The following is a 1,988-nucleotide window of genomic DNA, read 5'->3' as shown; positions in this document are numbered from 1 at the left end:
ATGCCTCAAAGGCAAACGGACAGTAGATGCCAGTGCTCCGGTTGAGCCAGATAACGATATCACCTAGGCAAGATGGACGGGGAAGATTTTTGGCTGCGTAGGCTGCTCCCGGTCTGAGGACGACAATCGCTATGATAAATCTGTAGAATAAATACATCATATAATTTAGGCTTACTATTGGATGGCACTGGAGGTAGGCGCAGCACAGATGGTGGGCTTGACGATTGACCTTCTGGCGAAACTACATGACCTTGAGAACGCAGCCACTAAACACGATCTACTATCCATCTATCTCGGTGCCGTTCTGTCAGTTGGGAGTGTCCACGTAACCATTGTGGAATTGAACAGGATTGAAGATCCTAAAGAAAATTTTATACACGTCGGGTATCCGACGGAATGGGTCAATTTCTACATTGAGAACAATTATATAATCTCTGATCCCATAATAAAAAAATCCAGATTCATGAGTCATCCATATTTTTGGCATGAAATAAGAAATATAAACAAAGCAGAAAAGAAAATAATAAGGGATGTATATGAATTTGGCATAAAAAAGGGACTAACAATACCAGTCCATACACATGACAGATTAATTTATGCCATTTGTTTTGCGTTTACAGATAAAAACATAGAGCAGGAAATTGAACTTTATCTGCGCGCCTTATCTAATTTCTTTATCGCAAGTTATAAAAAATTGGATGAACCGGCAGATGTGTCGCTCCCCATCCTTACCCCGCGTGAAAAAGAATGTCTGAGATGGACAGCCAAGGGCAAAAGCTCTTGGGAAACCGGGATGATTGTTGGCGTCAGTGAGCGCACTGTTAACTTTCACATCAACAATGCCTTGCTGAAGCTGAAATGTACGAATCGTATCATGGGTGTGGTGCGGGCTATCTGTGCAGGGTTGATTGAACTGTAAAACCTGTCAGGTCTGACAGGTAACCTGACTGTCGATTTTCATGAATGATCAGTTCATCCAACAGGAAGAGAGCGGATCAATGATTGAAGTCGTAACCGTTGAAAACGCCAAATGGTGTGGAGACGCCCTCGCCGAGCAGTTCAAGTTTCGTTACCGCCATTTTGTGACCCATGAACAGTGGGATGTGCCATTTTACAAAGGCATGGAATACGACCAGTTTGATACACCGGCTGCTGTGTATCTCGTATGGCGTGATAATGCGGGCGCTGTTCGGGGCATGATCCGGCTACTACCAACCAACCGGCCTTATATGCTGGAAACTCTCTGGCCTGATATGCTGCCCTCCACCAACGCACCTTCTTGCGCGAATGTGTGGGAGATAACGCGTTTTGGTGTAGAACGTGACCTGCCATTCTCTCTGCGTCGGCAGATTTCTGCCGAACTCATTCTGGCATGCATCGAATTTTCGATTATCAATAACATTGATACCTACCTATTTCTGACAGCCTGGGGTGTCCTGAAGCGGATTGTTCCCGGCGCGGGTGTTGAAGCCATATTCATAACCGCATGACACTGCCATCAGGCCATGATGTGGCTTCTGCAGTTGTACCCGTCTCGCAGGCTGTTCTTGATAAATCCCGTGCAAAACTAAACGTTACCAAGGCGGTTCTTAGCAACTACAGTTTTGAGAAAAAGTATGCAGCATAACGAGCGCGATGATGAATTTACACAAAAAGCAAATAATATAAAAAATGCACTGTCCTTTTTGCGAGAAGAAGCACGAAAATGCGGCCTGTATAATACCGACAACTCCCTATATATTGCAGAAATAATAATTAATATAGAAATGGGCAAATAGACGAGAGGCTGTTGCTTTACTCTGTAGCGAGAAAGAGATTGAGCAGTTTGCGCAGCAACTATTTGCTCAACGTTTCCCCTTTCGCAATTGGGATGAAAGCCCCGCGCCGGTTTCAAATGGGCCAAGCCAGGAAGAACGAAGTAAATTCAGGGATCTGGCTCGTCGGCATCTATCTGATTGGCATCCAGTATAATTGGGGCTGCTCATAAA

At 44.8% G+C, this 1,988-nt stretch carries 2 protein-coding genes; both read left to right on the top strand.

The features are described 5' to 3' along the window. Nucleotides 1-181 precede the first annotated feature (181 nt). A complete protein-coding gene (locus tag JCM25156_RS15010) occupies nt 182-919 on the top strand; it encodes an autoinducer binding domain-containing protein (protein ID WP_227001136.1) in 738 nt (245 codons plus the stop codon). Nucleotides 920-959: 40 nt separating this feature from the next. Beyond that, nucleotides 960-1,490, top strand: coding sequence for an acyl-homoserine-lactone synthase (locus tag JCM25156_RS15005; protein WP_025813718.1), 531 nt, complete (start codon nt 960-962; stop codon nt 1,488-1,490). The last annotated feature ends 498 nt before the right edge of the window (nt 1,491-1,988 follow it).

Source organism: Komagataeibacter kakiaceti JCM 25156 (genome assembly GCF_000613305.1).
Note: the sequence above shows the minus strand (reverse complement) of the source record. Positions and strands in the feature narration are given on the sequence as shown.